Here is a 17343-nt window from a genome sequence, read left to right on the forward strand (position 1 = left end):
AAAAAATGGCCCCTTTTAAGGGGCCATCCTTCACTGCGGATACAACAATCAGAACAACGAGCGGCCTTTGTTGGCAGCGATGCGCATGCGCAAGGCATTCAACTTGATAAAACCAGCTGCGTCCGCCTGGTTGTAAGCACCGCCATCCTCTTCGAAAGTGGCGATGTTGGCATCGAACAGCGAATCATCGGACTTACGCCCGGTGACAATCACATTGCCCTTGTACAGCTTCAGGCGCACAACGCCATTCACGTGGGCCTGGGAGGCATCGATCATCTGTTGCAACATCAGACGCTCAGGGCTCCACCAGTAGCCGGTGTAGATCAGGCTGGCGTACTTGGGCATCAGCTCGTCTTTGAGGTGAGCCACTTCACGATCCAGGGTAATGGACTCGATGGCGCGGTGAGCGCGCAGCATGATGGTGCCGCCCGGGGTTTCGTAGCAACCACGGGACTTCATGCCCACGTAACGGTTCTCGACGATGTCGAGGCGGCCGATGCCGTGTTCGCCGCCGATACGGTTCAGGGTCGCAAGCACGGTGGCCGGGGTCATTTCGACGCCGTCCAGTGCCACGATGTCGCCGTTGCGGTAGGTCAGTTCCAGGTACTGCGGTTTGTCTGGAGCGTTCTCCGGAGAGACGGTCCATTTCCACATGTCTTCTTCGTGCTCGGTCCAGGTGTCTTCCAGCACGCCGCCTTCATAGGAGATGTGCAGCAGGTTGGCGTCCATCGAGTACGGGGACTTCTTCTTGCCGTGGCGCTCGATCGGGATCGCATGCTTTTCAGCGTAATCCATCAATTTTTCACGGGACAGCAGGTCCCATTCACGCCAAGGTGCAATTACTTTCACGCCTGGTTTGAGAGCATAGGCGCCCAGTTCGAAACGCACCTGGTCGTTACCCTTACCGGTAGCGCCATGGGAAATAGCGTCAGCACCGGTTTCATTGGCGATTTCGATCAGGCGCTTGGCGATCAGCGGACGTGCGATGGAGGTACCCAGCAGGTACTCGCCTTCGTAGACGGTGTTGGCGCGAAACATCGGGAAAACGAAATCGCGGACGAACTCTTCGCGCAGGTCGTCAATGTAGATCTCTTTCACGCCCATGGCTTGCGCCTTGGCACGTGCTGGCTCGACCTCTTCGCCCTGACCCAGGTCAGCGGTGAAGGTCACCACTTCACAGTTATAAGTATCCTGCAGCCACTTGAGGATCACCGAAGTGTCCAGGCCGCCGGAATACGCGAGAACGACCTTGTTTACGTCGGCCATGCCATCACTCCACGGGGTTGTACGGAAAGGCGTCGATTCTACCGACCAAAACCGTGGTTTTACAGGGGCGCGACAGCAAATGAAGATAAAGCGACAGATTATGTCGAGCGGGCGACCGATGGTCGCACGCTACGAGCGCACTTATGACTGCCGTTATGAAGTGTGCGCAGGATTGCTCGGGCCACTGGCCTGGGGAGCCGGTTTCTCCGGAGCCGCTACCCGCTCAAGCTGAATATTCACACGGCGGTTGCGGGCCCGGTTGGCGGCATTGGTGTTGGGCACCAAGGGGTAGCTTTCGCCATGGAAACGCAGGGTGACCTGGGATTCCTGAATGCCGTTGGCCTTGAAGTAATCCATCACCGCCAATGCGCGACGACGCGACACATCGCGATTGCTCAGGCGGTTGCCACTGTTGTCCGAATGACCGTTCAACTCGATATGGTTGACGGTTGGATCCGCCTTCATGAATTCGAGAATCACCGACAATTTCTGTTTGGCCGCTGCATCCAATTCGATACCGCCGCCGGGGAAGCCGACTTCGGTCTGCTTGACCTGATCGTAATTCATCGGCAACAGCTTGGCGGTGCACAGCTGATAATCGCTGTAGGCCTTGTTGAACTTGACCGGCAACAGGCGAATTTCCGAGTAGCCGCCCTCACGCGCATAATGCCGAACAGTCGGCGAGCGCCCTTCGAGCAAGCCATTGAACAGGCGACCAGCCTGAGCCTGGGAGCTGTTAAAAAGCACATCGCCACTGCCGGCGCGCACGGCACCGAGGTTGATGTCGCCACGCCCCGGCTGCCAGGGAGCAGCAGCGGCCAGTAGGGTGGCCGACCCGGCGCCCAGCGAGCCGCCATAGGCTTTCAGACGGAAAGTCGCTTGCTCACCGGCCCGGCGTACGAACTCACCCGAACCGAAGTCGGTGATCGGCTGGGTCAGTCGGCACTCGAACTTGTCGCCTTCCACCTTCCACTCAATGTTCTCCAGACGTGTCTGGAACGTGAGGGCCATCGCAGGCAGGCTGGCGAACACACTGAGCAGGGCTAGATAATGCTGGCGCACGGGAGGCTCCACTGGTTTCTACAACACTTCAAAGCGTCATACATCGATAAGGCATACGAAAGGCTATCGGATGCATCCTGCAAAACTTGATAGCGAGTGCCTGCAAGAGTCTTTTCCGGTAGCATTCCCACCAGATTGACCCGCCTGGAATCCCCAATGTCCGACCGCCTGACCCTGCTGCGTCCCGACGACTGGCATATTCATCTTCGCGATGGTGCTGCGTTACCTCAAACCGTGGCCGATGTTGCGCGTACGTTTGGCCGCGCCATCATCATGCCTAACCTGGTACCACCGGTACGCAATGCCGCTGAAGCCGACGCCTATCGCCAGCGAATCCTCGCTGCACGACCGGCCGGCAGCCGCTTTGAGCCGTTGATGGTGCTCTACCTGACCGATCGCACCCAGCCCGAAGAAATTCGCCAGGCCAAGGCCAGCGGTTTTGTGCACGCCGCCAAGCTGTACCCGGCCGGCGCGACCACCAACTCCGACTCCGGCGTAACCAGCATCGATAAAATCCTGCCGGCCATCGAAGCCATGGCTGAAGTGGGCATGCCGCTGCTGATCCACGGTGAAGTTACCCGTGGCGACGTGGACGTGTTCGACCGCGAGAAGGTCTTCATCGACGAGCATATGCGCCGTGTGGTCGAGCTGTTCCCGACCTTGAAGGTGGTGTTCGAGCACATCACCACCGCCGATGCCGTGCAATTCGTCACCGAGGCTTCGGCCAACGTCGGCGCGACCATCACCGCGCACCACCTGCTCTACAACCGCAACCACATGCTGGTGGGCGGGATTCGGCCGCATTTCTATTGCCTGCCGATCCTCAAGCGCAACACCCACCAAGTGGCCTTGCTGGATGCCGCGACCAGCGGCAATCCGAAGTTCTTCCTCGGCACCGACTCCGCGCCCCACGCTCAACACGCCAAGGAAGCCGCGTGCGGCTGTGCCGGTTGCTACACCGCGTACGCCGCCATCGAGCTGTACGCCGAAGCGTTCGAACAACGCAATGCACTGGACAAACTCGAAGGTTTCGCCAGCCTCAACGGCCCGAAGTTCTATGGCCTGCCGGCGAATACCGACCGCATTACCCTGGTCCGTGAAGACTGGACCGCCCCTGCCAGCCTGCCCTTTGGCGAGCTGACCGTTATCCCGCTGCGCGCCGGTGAAACACTGCGCTGGCGCCTGCTGGAGGAAACCAAGTGAGTGAAGACCATTACGACGACGACCAGGAACACGGCGGCGGCGGCGGCTCGCGCCACCCGATGGCCGAACGTTTTCGCGGCTACCTGCCGGTCGTTATTGACGTAGAAACCGGTGGGTTCAATTGCGCCACCGACGCCCTGCTGGAAATTGCCGCCACCACTATCGGCATGGATGAACAGGGCTTTGTGTACCCAGAACACACCCACTTCTTCCGCGTCGAGCCGTTCGAAGGCGCGAACATCGAAGCCGCAGCCCTGGAATTCACCGGCATCAAGCTCGATCACCCACTGCGCATGGCGGTAAGTGAAGAAACGGCCCTGGCCGATATCTTCCGTGGCGTGCGCAAGGCGCTGAAGGCCAACGGCTGCAAGCGCGCGATCCTGGTCGGGCATAACAGCAGCTTCGACCTGGGTTTCCTGAATGCCGCCGTGGCGCGCCTGGACATGAAGCGTAACCCGTTCCACCCATTCTCCAGCTTCGACACCGCGACCCTCGCCGGTCTGGCGTACGGCCAGACTGTACTGGCCAAAGCCTGCCAGGCAGCCGGTATCGACTTCGACGGGCGCGAGGCCCATTCGGCCCGCTACGACACCGAGAAGACTGCGGAGCTGTTCTGCGGCATCGTCAACCGCTGGAAACAGATGGGCGGCTGGGAAGACTTCAACGACTGAGAGTCTCCTGAACGCGCCGCGTACCCAATGTGGGAGGGAGCTTGCTCCCGATGGCGGCGTGTCGGTGATGTATCCATGGGTTGATGCACTGCAATCGGGAGCAAACCCCCTCCCACAAAAAACCGGCCTTCACAGGCCGGTTTTTTTTACCTTGAATCCGGCTTACAGCTTGCCGGCGTTCTCGGTCAGGTAGGCTGCAACACCTTCCGGCGAAGCGTTCATGCCCTTGTCGCCTTTCTTCCAGTTGGCCGGGCAGACTTCGCCGTGCTCTTCGTGGAATTGCAGGGCGTCGACCAGGCGGATCAGCTCTTCCATGTTACGGCCCAGCGGCAGGTCGTTGATGATCTGCGAGCGCACAACGCCCTTGTCGTCGATCAGGAACGCGCCACGGAATGCCACGCCGCCTTCGGACTCAACGTCGTAGGCCTTGGCGATGTCGTGCTTCATATCGGCAGCCATGGTGTATTTGACTTTGCCGATGCCGCCATCGTTGATGGCCGTGTTACGCCAGGCGTTGTGAGTGAAATGGGAGTCGATGGAAACGGCAACCACTTCAACATTACGCGCTTTGAAATCGTCCATGCGGTGGTCCAGAGCGATCAGCTCCGAAGGGCAGACGAAGGTAAAGTCCAGTGGGTAGAAGAACACCAGGCCGTATTTGCCTTTGATGGCTTCGGACAGTTTAAAGCTGTCGACGATTTCGCCATTGCCGAGAACGGCCGGTACGTCGAAATCCGGGGCTTGTTTGCCGACGAGTACGCTCATTGGGTATCTCCTGATGCAGGGGTGACGATTGAAGTAAAAGGACCGGTCATGAGTCTGCCGCGTTTAAGCGACAGGCCTGTGACGCAGTCACGCTTCGTGAAGACCGACCATCATACACGGAAAAAACCGTTCGTCAGCGCGAGGGCGATGGCGGTAAATAGCCTACGAATCTACTTTGACAATCATTCTCGTTAACATTAAGATCCATCGCACTTAAGCCTTAAACCCGCGACGGTTCTCCCTTATGTATGTGTGCCTGTGTACCGGCGTCACCGACGGACAAATCCGCGAAGCAATCTACGAAGGTTGCTGCAGCTACAAGGAAGTGCGTGAAACCACCGGCGTTGCCAGCCAGTGTGGTAAATGTGCTTGCCTCGCCAAGCAAGTGGTACGGGAAACCCTGACGCAGCTGCAGACAGCCCAGGCCGCGCTCCCCTATTCAACTGAATTTACACACGCCTGATAACGCGTGTTTTAAAGAACCGGACTTAGTGTCCGGTTTTTTTATGCCTGTAATTCAATTAGTTAGCGCCAAGACGCGGAACACAAACATTCTTATTCCGATTAATTTTCATTTATTATTCAATAACTTAGGTTTGACACTAAGGTTTTCGCCGCTCAAACTCCGCCCTATACACAGCTATTACAGGGCAGGACCCCAGTCATGAAAGGCGACATCTCAGTCATCCAGCAACTCAACAAAATCCTTGCCAATGAACTGGTCGCGATCAATCAGTACTTTCTGCATGCACGCATGTATGACGATTGGGGCCTGGAAAAGCTCGGCAAGCGCGAATACAAAGAATCGATCAAGGCCATGAAAGACGCGGACGCGCTGATCAAACGCATCCTGTTCCTGGAAGGCCTGCCGAACGTGCAGGACCTGGGCAAACTGAATATCGGCGAGCACACCCAGGAAATGATCGGCAGCGACCTGGGCTTTGAACGCAAGAGCCACAGCGACCTCAAGGCCGCCATCGCGCATTGCGAAGCCCAAGGCGACTTCGGCAGCCGCGAACTGCTGGAAGATATCCTGGAAGACCAGGAAGAACATATCGACTGGCTGGAGACCCAACTGGGCCTGATCGACAAGGTAACGCTGGAAAATTACCTGCAATCGCAGATGGGTGAATAACCCTTCGCCCACAGGTACAAAAAAGCCCCGCTCTCGTATGAGAAGCGGGGCTTTTTATTGCGTGGCCTTTTACAACAGCATCAAGCTTCAGTCTTGCCTGCCGCTTTTGTCGCTGCGTCTTTGATCAACGCTTGCAACGAACCATCAGCCGCCATTTCGGTAATGATGTCGCTGCCGCCGACCAGCTCACCCGCCACCCACAGTTGCGGGAAAGTCGGCCAGTTGGCGTACTTGGGCAGGTTGGCGCGGATTTCAGGGTTTTGCAGGATATCCACGTAAGCGAACTTCTCGCCGCACTGCATAACAGCCTGGGACGCCTTCGCGGAGAAACCGCACTGAGGAGCGTTAGGAGCGCCCTTCATGTAAAGCAGAATGGTGTTATTGGCAATCTGCTCTTTGATCGTTTCGATGATATCCATGGAACACCTCTGCAGGAACTTTGCGACTCACGGGTCGGCACGGTGGCGCATTGTAACGCAAAATTCCAGCAGGGTGCTCAGCCACCTCAAGCCGCCGCCACTTGCACTGGCACACCATTCAGGGCCGCGTTGCCCGAAAGCTCATCCAACTGCCGTTCATCGGTCAGGTCATTGGCGCTTGCTCCCGGCTGCCCCCTGGCAATGCTCATCTGCACCCCCGGGCGGCCGTGCCCCCAGCCATGGGGCAAGCTGACCACGCCGGGCATCATATCCAGGCTCGCCATCACCTCTACCTCGACCATGCCGATGCGCGAACTGACGCGCACCCGCTGGCCATCGCTCAATTGGCGGCGGGCAAGGTCGTCGGGGTGCATCAGCAATTGATGCCGAGGCTTGCCCTTCACCAGCCGATGGTAGTTATGCATCCAGGAGTTATTGCTGCGCACGTGACGACGGCCAATCAGCAGCAACTCGTCGGCCACCGGCACCGGCTGCGCGGCAAAACGTGCCAGGTCGGCGAGAATCACAGACGGTGCCGCCTGTACCTTGCCGTTCGCCGTTTTCAAACGCGCACAGAGGTTGGGACGCAGCGCGCCCAAATCCACACCATGAGGATGGTCGGCCAGCATCGCCACCGACAATTTATGGCTGGACGCATCCCCGTACACACCGGCGCGCAGTCCGAAATCGATCATCTGTGCCGGAGGCATGGTGGGTTTGAGCGCCACGCCGGTCTGCGCCGCGAACGCCTTGGCCAGACCGACAAAGATCTCCCAATCATGCAAAGCGCCATCAGGTTTAGGCAGGATCGCCCTATTGAAGCGCGTGACATTGCGCACCGCAAACATGTTGAACGTGGTGTCGTAGTGATCGTTTTCCAGCGCCGATGTGGACGGCAAAATCAGGTCGGCATAGCGCGTCGTCTCATTGATGTACAGGTCGACGCTGACCATGAACTCCAACCCATCCAGGGCCTGCTCCAATTGGCGACCATTGGGCGTCGACAACACCGGATTGCCTGCCACCGTGACCAAGGCGCGGATTTGCCCTTCGCCTTCGGTGAGCATTTCTTCGGCCAGGGCCGACACCGGCAATTCGCCACCATATTCCGGACGCCCGGACACGCGGCTCTGCCAGCGATTGAAATGCCCGCCGCCGGTGGAAGCCACCAGGTCCACCGCCGGAGAGGTGCACAGCGCGCCGCCGACCCGGTCCAGGTTGCCGGTGACCAGGTTGATCAGTTGCACCAGCCAATGACACAAGGTGCCAAATGCCTGCGTTGAGACGCCCATGCGCCCATAGCAAACGGCCTTGTCCGCAGCGGCGAAATCCCGTGCCAACTGGCGGATCTGCTCGGCGGGCACGGCACACTGGTGGCTCATGGCTTGGGCCGTGAACCCGGCGATCGCACGGCGCACATCATCCAGCCCCTCAACCGACAAATGAGTGTCGCGCGTCAGGTTCTCGCTGAACAAGGTGTTGAGCAGCCCGAACAACAGCGCCGCGTCGCCACCCGGTCGCACAAACAGATGCTGGTCGGCAATCGCCGCCGTCTCGCTGCGCCGTGGGTCGACCACGACCACTTTGCCGCCCCTGGCCTGGATCGCCCTGAGCCGTTTCTCCACATCCGGCACGGTCATGATGCTGCCGTTGGACGCCAACGGGTTGCCGCCCAGGATCAGCATAAAGTCGGTGTGATCGATATCCGGGATCGGCAATAACAGGCCATGGCCGTACATCAGATGACTGGTGAGGTGATGAGGCAATTGGTCTACGGAGGTTGCGGAAAACCGGTTGCGCGTCTTGAGCAGGCCGAGGAAGTAATTGCTGTGGGTCATCAGCCCATAGTTATGCACGCTGGGGTTGCCCTGGTACACCGCCACCGCATTCTGCCCGTGCCGAGCCTGGATGCCCGCAAGACGCTCGGCCACGAGGGCAAACGCCTCGTCCCAGGCGATCGGCCGCCAGTCACTGCCCACCCGCAGCATGGGCTGGTGCAGCCGGTCCGGGTCATTCTGGATATCCTGCAAGGCCACGGCCTTGGGGCAGATGTGGCCACGGCTGAATGTGTCTTGAGGGTCGCCCTTGATCGAAGTAATCGCCAGGCTGCCATCTTCGGCGCGGGTGGTTTCCAGGGTCAGGCCACAGATGGCTTCACACAGATGGCATGCACGGTGATGGAGAGTCTTGGTCATGGCCAGTCTCTTTATAGGGGCTTTGGCCTCACTATGGGCCGCGCCCCTGAGACGCACCAGCATCGTTCGCCGTGTGAATCCACAGGCATCAGGCCAGGCCATGGGCAAGCGTGAGCAAATGTTACAGAACCGCGCGCACAGCCCCCGAAACCGACGCAGCCTGGCCCAGGCCCGCCGCCGCGCATTGCAAAAGGTTGCGAGGCCAGTGTACAAATGGCTCGCTGCTGTCAGGAAATCGTCTTCAAAAGCGCTCTCGCGCCCTTCTTGAACACCCCTAAAAACGTAGCCCTATTGGTAAGACGCGACATTTAATGTCAATATCGCGTCTTCCCCTATTTCGTCGCCCCGTGCGGCTTTCGCCGCAGGTCTCGCCCGTTGTCACAATAAACAAGGCTTTGAGTATCTGCGGTCTGTTGCAAAAAGGTAGTTAATGATGAGCGCAAGGCACTTTCTCTCCCTGATGGATTGCACGCCCGAAGAGCTGGTCGGCGTGATTCGTCGAGGCATTGAGCTTAAAGACCTGCGTAACCGCGGCGTACTGTTCGAGCCCTTGAAAAACCGCGTTCTCGGGATGATTTTCGAGAAATCGTCCACCCGCACCCGCCTGTCTTTCGAAGCCGGCATGATCCAACTCGGTGGCCAGGCCATCTTCCTGTCACCGCGCGACACCCAGCTGGGTCGTGGCGAGCCGATCAGCGACTGCGCCATCGTCATGTCGCGCATGCTCGATGCGGTAATGATCCGTACCTTTGCTCACAGCAACCTGACCGAATTTGCCGCCAACTCGCGCGTGCCGGTGATCAACGGCCTGTCCGATGACCTGCATCCCTGCCAACTGCTGGCCGACATGCAAACCTTCCTCGAACACCGTGGCTCCATTCAGGGCAAGACCGTGGCCTGGATCGGCGACGGCAACAATATGTGCAACAGCTATATAGAAGCGGCGATCCAGTTCGACTTCCACCTGCGCATCGCCTGCCCTGAGGGTTACGAGCCCAATGCCGAGTTCATGGCCAAGGCCGATGGGCGCGTGCAGTTGTTGCGCGATCCGAAAGATGCCGTCGTGGGTGCCCATCTGGTCAGCACCGACGTCTGGACCTCCATGGGTCAGGAGGACGAAACCGCCAAGCGCCTGGCACTTTTTGCGCCGTACCAGGTAACGCGCGCCCTGCTCGACACGGCCGCGCCGGACGTGTTGTTCATGCACTGCCTGCCTGCCCACCGTGGCGAAGAAATCAGCCTCGACCTGCTCGACGACCCGCGTTCAGTCGCCTGGGACCAGGCCGAAAACCGCCTGCACGCCCAAAAGGCCCTGCTCGAATTCCTCGTCGAACCGGCGTACCACCACGCATGAGCCATCCATTACTGCTGAACCTGCGCAATCTGGCATGCGGCTATCAAGACCAACGGGTGGTGCAAAACCTCAACCTGCACCTCAACGCAGGTGACATCGGTTGCCTGCTCGGGTCCTCGGGCTGTGGCAAGACCACCACGCTGCGTGCCATCGCGGGCTTTGAGCCGGTGCATGAAGGCGAAATCAGCCTGGCCGGCGAAGTGATCTCCAGCGCCGGTTTTACCCTGGCTCCCGAGAAACGTCGTATCGGCATGGTGTTCCAGGACTACGCGCTGTTTCCTCACCTCAGCGTGGCCGACAACATCGCGTTCGGCATCCGCAAGCATCCGCAAAAGGAGCGCGTGGTCGCCGAGTTGCTGGAACTGGTCAACCTGAAGAACCTGGGCAAGCGTTTCCCCCATGAACTCTCGGGCGGCCAGCAACAACGTGTCGCCCTCGCCCGCGCCCTGGCGCCGGAGCCGCAACTGCTGTTGTTGGACGAACCTTTTTCCAACCTTGATGGCGAACTGCGGCGCAAGCTCAGCCATGAGGTACGTGACATTCTCAAGGCGCGCGGTACCAGTGCGATCCTGGTTACCCACGACCAGGAAGAAGCGTTCGCCGTCAGCGATCAGGTGGGTGTTTTCAAGGAGGGTCGACTCGAGCAATGGGACACGCCCTACAACCTCTATCACGAACCGCAGACGCCGTATGTCGCCAGTTTTATCGGCCAGGGCTACTTCATTCGTGGGCAGTTGAGCTCGCCTGAATCCGTGAGTACCGAACTGGGCGACCTGCGCGGCAATCGCGCCTATACCTGGCCCACCGGTGGCGCAGTGGATGTGCTGTTACGCCCGGACGACATTGTTTATGCGCCGGACAGCGCCTTGAAAGCACGGATCGTCGGCAAAACCTTCCTTGGCGCATCCACGTTGTACCGTTTGCAACTGCCGACCGGCGCGCAGCTGGAATCGATTTTCCCCAGCCATGCGGACCATCAGGTCGGCGCCGATGTGGGGATCCGTGTGGCGGCTGAGCATTTGGTGCTGTTCCAGGCATCAGGCAGCGTCGCGGCGCAAGTACCTCGTTCCGAGTCAGGCGTACGGCGCTACAGCCCGGTCAGTTGAGTATTTGAAGAAACCGGGGCGAAATCTGGGAGAGGGCTTGCCCCCTCCCACACTGGATCTCCAGTAGCCTGGATTATGCCCGGCCAATTTCTGCGAATTTAGCCTGGGTATGTTCAGCCAGCACCTGCGCCGACAGCTCCACCTCCAACCCCCGCCTCCCCGCACTCACGTAAATCGTCGCCAACGGCTGCGCCGTTTCATCGATAAACGTGCGCAGGCGCTTCTTCTGCCCCAACGGGCTGATGCCGCCCAACAGATAGCCCGTAGAGCGCTGCGCCGCCGCCGGGTCGGCCATTTCGACTTTTTTCACGCCAGCCGCATGCGCCAGCGCTTTCAAATCCAGACTTCCGACGACCGGCACTACCGCCACCAATAATTCGCCCTTCTCGCTGCTCGCCAGCAGCGTCTTGAACACGTGCGCCGGGTCCAGGCCCAATTTTTCCGCAGCCTCCAGGCCATACGAAGCCGCCTTGGGATCGTGTTCATAACTGTGGATACGATGTTCGGCACGAACTTTTTTCAACAAATCCAATGCAGGGGTCATGAAGGCTCCAGGCGAGACAAACAGAGGGCCGATTCTAGGCCAAGCCCACGTAAAACGCTCTAGTGCGGCGATTTATCTCATTACACCGGCTCATGTAAAGCGTGATCATTCATCAAACCAATAGTTCGAAAGTGACCAACAGTTCACTTTCGACCTTTGACAGCCGTCATTCTTGTCTATATTTTTTCGTTTCCGAATACTGCATACGTATAGCCGCAGCATTCGAGCAGTAAGCCGTGGTTTGGATGGGGATCCTCGTCACGGTGAAAATCGCGCAACAGCCCGTTGAGGCCGTGCGCCAGACAAGAACAACAACTGAGGTTTTCCATGACAACTGCTCTTCAACAGCCTTCACTTTCGAGCCAATGCATGGCCGAATTTCTCGGAACTGCGCTGCTGATCTTCTTCGGTACCGGATGTGTCGCTGCGCTCAAGGTCGCGGGTGCCAGCTTTGGCTTGTGGGAAATCAGCATCATCTGGGGCATCGGCGTCAGCATGGCGATCTACCTGAGCGCCGGCATTTCCGGGGCGCACCTCAACCCGGCCGTCAGTATTGCACTGTGCATCTTCGCCGACTTCGACAAGCGCAAACTGCCCTTCTACATCCTCGCCCAGATCGCCGGCGCCTTCTGCTCGGCCGCCTTGGTGTACACCCTCTACAGCAACCTGTTTTTCGATTACGAACAAACCCACCACCTGGTGCGCGGTACACAAGCCAGCCTGGAGTTGGCGTCGGTGTTCTCCACCTACCCTCACGCACTGCTGAGCACCGCCCAGGCGTTCCTGGTGGAAATGGTCATCACCGCCATCCTGATGGGCGTCATCATGGCCCTGACCGATGACAACAACGGCCTGCCACGCGGCCCACTGGCCCCACTGCTGATTGGCCTGTTGATTGCTGTGATCGGCAGTGCCATGGGCCCGCTGACCGGCTTCGCGATGAACCCCGCACGGGATTTCGGGCCCAAGCTGATGACCTTTTTCGCGGGTTGGGGTGAAATGGCCTTTACTGGTGGCCGCGATATTCCTTACTTCCTGGTGCCGGTTTTCGCGCCTATCGTGGGCGCATGCCTCGGCGCCGCGGCCTATCGCGGGCTGATCGCCCGTCACCTGCCGAACGCCGCACCTGCTATAGCTGAAACACCTGACACGGCTGTCAACGGCAACACCCGTATTTCCTGAAAGCGCCAGCCTGGCCCTGCTGCCCTTTGAGGCCCAGGCTGATTTCTGACTTCCTTATTTTCGTGCAAGGCAATCGACATGACCGACCTTCAGAATAAGAACTACATCATTGCTCTCGACCAAGGCACCACCAGCTCCCGGGCGATCATCTTTGATCGTAACGCCAACGTGGTGTGCACCGCCCAGCGTGAATTCGCCCAGCATTACCCACAGGCGGGCTGGGTCGAACACGACCCCATGGAGATTTTTGCCACCCAGAGCGCGGTGATGGTTGAAGCCTTGGCCCAGGCCGGCCTGCACCATGACCAGGTCGCCGCCATCGGCATCACCAACCAGCGTGAAACCACCGTGGTCTGGGACAAGGTCACCGGCCGCCCGATCTACAACGCCATCGTCTGGCAGTGCCGCCGCAGCACCGAGATCTGCCAGCAGCTCAAGCGCGACGGCCACGAGCAGTACATCAGCGACACCACCGGCCTGGTCACCGACCCGTACTTCTCCGGCACCAAGCTCAAGTGGATCCTCGACAACGTCGAAGGCAGCCGCGAACGTGCGCGCAACGGCGAGTTGCTGTTCGGCACCGTCGACAGCTGGCTGATCTGGAAATTTACCGGCGGCAAAACCCACGTCACCGACTACACCAACGCCTCGCGCACCATGCTCTTCAACATCCATACGCTGGAATGGGATTCGAAGATGCTGGAGATCCTCGACATTCCGCGCGAAATGCTGCCGCAAGTTAAGTCGTCCTCGGAAATCTATGGCCGCACCAAAAGCGGCATCGCCATCGGCGGTATCGCCGGTGACCAGCAAGCGGCGCTCTTCGGCCAAATGTGCGTAGAAGCCGGCCAAGCCAAGAACACCTACGGCACCGGCTGCTTCCTGCTGATGAACACCGGCGACAAAGCGGTCAAATCCAAGCACGGCATGCTCACCACCATCGCCTGCGGTCCGCGTGGCGAAGTGGCCTACGCCCTGGAAGGCGCGGTCTTCAACGGCGGCTCCACCGTGCAGTGGTTGCGCGACGAGCTGAAGATCATCAACGACGCCCACGACACCGAGTACTTTGCCGGCAAGGTCAAGGACAGCAACGGCGTGTACCTGGTCCCGGCGTTCACCGGCCTGGGCGCTCCGTACTGGGACCCCTATGCCCGTGGCGCGCTGTTCGGCCTTACTCGTGGCGTACGCGTGGATCACATTATTCGCGCAGCCCTGGAGTCGATTGCCTACCAGACCCGCGACGTACTCGACGCCATGCAACAGGACTCCGGCGAACGCCTCAAAGCCTTGCGTGTGGACGGCGGCGCGGTGGCCAACAACTTCCTGATGCAATTCCAGGCCGACATCCTCGGCACCCAGGTCGAGCGCCCGCAAATGCGCGAAACCACCGCACTCGGCGCCGCCTACCTGGCCGGTTTGGCCTGCGGCTTCTGGGGCAGCCTGGATGAATTGCGCGGCAAGGCCGTGATCGAGCGCGAATTCGCACCGCAACTGGACGAAGCCGCCAAAGAGAAACTCTACGCCGGCTGGCAAAAAGCGGTCAGCCGCACGCGCGACTGGGAACCGCACGAAGGCGCCGAATAAGCCAAGGGCAAAATCCACTTAGGGTTGTAACTGGCAGGGAGTCGATTCCTGCGTCATCATGGGCCACTTTTGTATGGCAGCCCAAAGGACGCCCCATGAATCTGCCTCCCCGCCAGCAACAAATCCTCGAACTGGTACGCGAACGCGGCTACGTCAGTATCGAGGAAATGGCGCAGCTATTCGTTGTCACCCCGCAAACCATCCGCCGCGATATCAACCAACTGGCGGACGCCAACCTGCTGCGTCGTTACCACGGCGGCGCAGCCTATGATTCCAGCGTCGAAAACACCGCGTACGCCATGCGTGCCGACCAGATGCGCGATGAGAAACAGCGCATCGGCGAAGCCATCGCCGCACAAATCCCCGATCACGCCTCGCTGTTCATCAACATCGGCACCACCACCGAATCCATCGCCCGCGCGTTGCTGAATCACAACCACCTGAAAATCATCACCAACAACCTCAACGTCGCCACCATGCTCAGCGCCAAGGATGACTTCGACGTGCTGCTCACCGGCGGCAACGTAAGGCGTGACGGCGGCGTGGTGGGCCAGGCCAGTGTCGACTTCATCAACCAGTTCAAGGTCGACTTCGCCCTGGTTGGCATCAGCGGTATCGACGAAGACGGCAGCCTGCTCGATTTCGATTATCAGGAAGTGCGGGTTTCCCAAGCGATCATTGCCAATGCGCGCCAGGTGATCCTGGCCGCCGACTCCAGTAAATTCGGGCGCAACGCCATGATTCGCCTGGGGCCGATCAGCCTGGTGGACTGCCTGGTGACTGACCAGCAGCCGGTGCCCGCGTTGGTGCAGTTGCTCAATGAGCATAAAGTTCGGCTGGAAGTCGTTTAGCGTCTGCGCTGACATCATCGGGGCAAGCCCCCTCCCGCCTTTTGAGCTGTGAACGCAGTCCAATGTGGGAGGGGGCTTGCTCCCGATAGCGATTTATCCTGCACCCTTTTTCTTGAGCCCGCCCCAGGCTCATGTTCACAAATTTTCCTTTTCCCGCCCTTCGATGAGTTTTTTCAATCGAAGTCGGCTGGCTGTGCCCGCGTTTATCAGCTACCATTTTCGCAAATGAACATTCATGTTCGAATTCCAATACGAAAAAGATCGCGAGGCCAGCCGATGAACCCCTCTACCTTGCCTGCTCCACCGCTTGCCGAAGTCTATGACGTCGCCGTTATCGGCGGTGGAATCAACGGCGTCGGCATTGCAGCAGACGCAGCCGGGCGCGGTTTGTCGGTATTCCTTTGCGAAAAGGACGACCTGGCCAGCCATACCTCCTCTGCCAGCAGCAAGCTGATCCACGGTGGCCTGCGCTACCTGGAACATTACGAATTCCGCCTGGTGCGCGAAGCCCTGGCCGAACGTGAAGTGCTACTGGCCAAGGCCCCGCACATCGTCAAGCAGATGCGTTTTGTATTGCCGCACCGCCCGCACCTGCGTCCGGCCTGGATGATTCGTGCCGGCCTGTTCCTGTACGACCACTTGGGCAAGCGCGAAAAGCTCGCCGGCTCCAAAAGCCTCAAGTTCGGCGCCGACAGCCCGCTGAAAAGCGAAATCACCAAAGGCTTCGAATACTCCGACTGCTGGGTCGATGACGCCCGCCTGGTGGTGCTCAACGCCATGGCCGCCCGCGAAAAAGGCGCGCACATTCACACCCAGACCCGCTGCATCAGCGCACACCGCAGCAACGGCATGTGGGACATGAACATGGAACGCGCGGACGGCAGCCTGTTCTCGATCCGCGCCCGTGCGCTGGTAAATGCCGCCGGCCCATGGGTCGCCAAGTTCATCAAGGACGACCTGAAGCTGGACTCGCCCTACGGCATCCGCCTGATCCAGGGCAGCCACCTGATCGTGCCTAAACTGTACGAAGGCGCCCACGCACATATCCTGCAGAACGAAGACCAGCGCATCGTCTTCACCATTCCGTACCTGAACCACCTGACCATCATCGGTACCACCGACCGCGAATACACCGGCGACCCGGCCGCCGTTGCGATTACCGAAGGCGAAACCGACTACATGCTCAATGTGGTCAACGCGCACTTCAAGAAGCAACTGAGTCGCGACGACATCGTCCACACCTACTCCGGCGTACGCCCGCTGTGCAACGACGAGTCAGACAACCCATCGGCCATCACGCGTGACTACACCTTGTCGTTGTCCGGCGGCACGGGCGAAGCGCCGATCCTGTCGGTATTCGGTGGCAAGCTGACCACCTATCGCAAGCTCGCCGAATCGGCCATGGCGCAACTGGCCCCGTATTTCACCCAGATGCGCCCGAGTTGGACCGCCAAGGCCAGCCTGCCGGGCGGCGAAGACATGGCCACCCCAGAAGCCCTGGCCGATGCCATCGGCAACACATTCGACTGGTTGCCGAGCGAGATTGCGCGCCGCTGGTCCACCACCTATGGCAGCCGCACCTGGCGCCTGCTGGAGGGCGTGCAGTCGCTGGCCGATCTGGGCGACCACCTGGGGGGCGGCCTGTACACCCGCGAAGTCGACTACCTGTGCACCGAAGAATGGGCAACCCAAGCCGAGGACGTGTTGTGGCGCCGAACCAAGCTCGGCCTGTTCACCACCCCGCAAGAACAGGACAACCTGAAACACTACCTGTGCAAGGTTGAGCAAAATCGCAGCAAGACCCAGGCGGCCTGACAGGCCCTCGCTCCCCAAGCCCCTGCACCGTGAGGTCCAGGGGCTTTTTTTATACCTGCCAGGCATTCGGTTTTCCGAACGCCATATCCAGGGCTATTCGGTTTGCCGGACTCAAGCGTTATAAATCCTCCGCCAAACAAAGATAATTATTATATAAATCAGCCGCTTAACCTTTTACTTCTGGCCTGGCA

Annotated in this window: 16 protein-coding genes; 10 read left to right on the forward strand and 6 right to left on the reverse strand. The window is 59.5% G+C overall.

The features are described 5' to 3' along the window. Nucleotides 1-48: 48 nt before the first annotated feature. On the reverse strand, nucleotides 49-1266 hold the full coding sequence (locus AB4N98_RS06905; RefSeq protein WP_012722490.1) for an argininosuccinate synthase: 1218 nt from the start codon (nucleotides 1264-1266) through the stop codon (nucleotides 49-51). A 153-nt stretch (nucleotides 1267-1419) separates the two neighbouring features. Continuing rightward, the gene (locus AB4N98_RS06910; protein WP_017526357.1) at nucleotides 1420-2328 is read right to left on the reverse strand and encodes a flagellar protein MotY; all 909 of its coding nucleotides are present in this window, start codon (nucleotides 2326-2328) and stop codon (nucleotides 1420-1422) included. A 156-nt stretch (nucleotides 2329-2484) separates the two neighbouring features. Between AB4N98_RS06910 and pyrC the strand changes: the two genes are divergently transcribed. After that, a complete protein-coding gene (gene pyrC, locus AB4N98_RS06915; protein WP_017526356.1) occupies nucleotides 2485-3531 on the forward strand; it encodes a dihydroorotase in 1047 nt (348 codons plus the stop codon). Continuing rightward, nucleotides 3528-4202 carry a ribonuclease T gene (gene rnt / locus AB4N98_RS06920; RefSeq protein ID WP_017526355.1) on the forward strand — a complete coding sequence of 225 codons (675 nt, stop codon included), beginning with the start codon at nucleotides 3528-3530 and terminating at the stop codon, nucleotides 4200-4202. Before pyrC ends, rnt begins: the two co-directional genes overlap by 4 nt. Before the next feature lie 162 nt (nucleotides 4203-4364). On the opposite strand, the gene AB4N98_RS06925 is transcribed toward rnt, so the two are convergent. Further along, entirely contained in the window at nucleotides 4365-4967 is a 603-nt protein-coding gene (locus AB4N98_RS06925; protein ID WP_003172097.1) for a peroxiredoxin, read from the reverse strand. 244 nt (nucleotides 4968-5211) lie between these two features. Here AB4N98_RS06925 and AB4N98_RS06930 point away from each other — a divergent pair, with 244 nt between their 5' ends. Beyond that, nucleotides 5212-5430: a bacterioferritin-associated ferredoxin gene (locus tag AB4N98_RS06930; protein ID WP_017526354.1), complete on the forward strand. Its 219-nt coding sequence runs from the start codon at nucleotides 5212-5214 to the stop codon at nucleotides 5428-5430. A gap of 201 nt (nucleotides 5431-5631) precedes the next feature. Next, nucleotides 5632-6102 carry a bacterioferritin gene (gene bfr, locus AB4N98_RS06935; protein ID WP_017526353.1) on the forward strand — a complete coding sequence of 157 codons (471 nt, stop codon included), beginning with the start codon at nucleotides 5632-5634 and terminating at the stop codon, nucleotides 6100-6102. A gap of 80 nt (nucleotides 6103-6182) precedes the next feature. Here the strand turns inward: bfr and grxD are convergent, their stop codons facing one another. Then, on the reverse strand, nucleotides 6183-6521 hold the full coding sequence (gene grxD, locus AB4N98_RS06940) for a Grx4 family monothiol glutaredoxin (RefSeq protein ID WP_065877199.1): 339 nt from the start codon (nucleotides 6519-6521) through the stop codon (nucleotides 6183-6185). Nucleotides 6522-6607: 86 nt separating this feature from the next. Further along, a complete protein-coding gene (locus tag AB4N98_RS06945; RefSeq protein ID WP_460149328.1) occupies nucleotides 6608-8716 on the reverse strand; it encodes a molybdopterin oxidoreductase family protein in 2109 nt (702 codons plus the stop codon). A gap of 433 nt (nucleotides 8717-9149) precedes the next feature. Between AB4N98_RS06945 and argF the strand changes: the two genes are divergently transcribed. Further along, nucleotides 9150-10070, forward strand: coding sequence for an ornithine carbamoyltransferase (gene argF / locus AB4N98_RS06950; RefSeq protein ID WP_017526350.1), 921 nt, complete (start codon nucleotides 9150-9152; stop codon nucleotides 10068-10070). Further along, a complete protein-coding gene (locus AB4N98_RS06955) occupies nucleotides 10067-11176 on the forward strand; it encodes an ABC transporter ATP-binding protein (RefSeq protein WP_017526349.1) in 1110 nt (369 codons plus the stop codon). The genes argF and AB4N98_RS06955 overlap by 4 nt, the downstream gene beginning before the upstream one ends. 73 nt (nucleotides 11177-11249) lie before the next feature. Here AB4N98_RS06955 and ybaK read toward each other — a convergent pair whose 3' ends face one another. Beyond that, nucleotides 11250-11720, reverse strand: a complete 471-nt coding sequence (gene ybaK / locus AB4N98_RS06960; protein WP_017526348.1) for a Cys-tRNA(Pro) deacylase — start codon at nucleotides 11718-11720, stop codon at nucleotides 11250-11252. A gap of 327 nt (nucleotides 11721-12047) precedes the next feature. Here ybaK and AB4N98_RS06965 point away from each other — a divergent pair, with 327 nt between their 5' ends. The 4 genes from AB4N98_RS06965 (at nucleotide 12048) to glpD (ending at nucleotide 17152) form a co-directional block, all read left to right on the forward strand. After that, a complete protein-coding gene (locus tag AB4N98_RS06965; RefSeq protein ID WP_017526347.1) occupies nucleotides 12048-12902 on the forward strand; it encodes an MIP/aquaporin family protein in 855 nt (284 codons plus the stop codon). A 78-nt stretch (nucleotides 12903-12980) separates the two neighbouring features. Further along, nucleotides 12981-14486 carry a glycerol kinase GlpK gene (gene glpK / locus AB4N98_RS06970; RefSeq protein WP_460149329.1) on the forward strand — a complete coding sequence of 502 codons (1506 nt, stop codon included), beginning with the start codon at nucleotides 12981-12983 and terminating at the stop codon, nucleotides 14484-14486. A gap of 95 nt (nucleotides 14487-14581) precedes the next feature. Beyond that, nucleotides 14582-15337, forward strand: coding sequence for a DeoR/GlpR family transcriptional regulator (locus tag AB4N98_RS06975; protein WP_017526345.1), 756 nt, complete (start codon nucleotides 14582-14584; stop codon nucleotides 15335-15337). 276 nt (nucleotides 15338-15613) lie between these two features. After that, nucleotides 15614-17152, forward strand: a complete 1539-nt coding sequence (gene glpD / locus AB4N98_RS06980; RefSeq protein WP_065877203.1) for a glycerol-3-phosphate dehydrogenase — start codon at nucleotides 15614-15616, stop codon at nucleotides 17150-17152. Nucleotides 17153-17343: the final 191 nt, after the last annotated feature.

The organism is Pseudomonas sp. S3_E10 (assembly GCF_054667615.1).